Source organism: Mycobacterium sp. (assembly GCF_008709575.1).
GTDB lineage: Bacteria > Actinomycetota > Actinomycetes > Mycobacteriales > Mycobacteriaceae > Mycobacterium.
Window position 1 is genome coordinate 1 of the sequence record NZ_VYIK01000355.1, and the last position, 692, is coordinate 692.

Consider the following 692-nt stretch of genomic DNA (forward strand, 5'->3'; position numbering starts at 1 on the left):
AGAAGGACGCGATCTTCATCACGTGGGACGAGGACTTCAACAACCTGTCGCTGGGCATCGATAACCAGGGCAACAACGTCCCGATGATCGTCATCCCCAACCAGGGCGCCGTCACGGATGGGGGGATGCAACCCGGCCCCTTCACCACCGCCGCCTACTACAACCAGTACAGCCTGATGGCCACCATCGAAGACGCCTTGGGCCTGGCCCCGCTCACGGCCAACGACAAGTACGCCACACCCATGAACGCATTCTGGAAGTAATTGAGGGCAAACGCTCCTGGGGGGATCGTCGCCGGGGAGTGCAGGTGCGTCGCTCGGGTTGTCAACGGTTGAGGTGGGTTGTCGTCGCGAACCGCCGGGGTGCGCCGGCGGCGCCTCGGGCAGTCGTTCGTGGTGGCCGGCGATGCCTGGGTTCTGCGGTAGCGTGCGGCGCGCTGGCCGGCGCGCGGTCTCAAACCCTTCGGATGCGTCAGACGAGGCCGAAACCTTGCCGTGAACAAACCCTAAGGTTTATCTTAGGCGCAGCTGAGATCCCGCGCCATGCCTAGGAGCCACCAGTGATGACTGATCGAGGCGGCAGCAAGCACAATCCGCATCCGCGCATGGTGCGTCGCCGCGTGGTCGGGTTGGCCGGCGTGATCGGCGTGGTTGTGGCGGGGGGGCTGGGGTCGCTGGCCGGTGCGCCCACAG

The 692-nt window shown here is 65.5% G+C and carries 1 pseudogene; it reads left to right on the forward strand.

Annotation, left to right across the window (positions count from 1 at the left end):
- Positions 1-263 (forward strand): annotated as a pseudogene (locus tag F6Q13_RS18925) (phosphoesterase); the annotation flags it as partial.
- Between the last annotated feature and the right edge of the window lie 429 nt (positions 264-692).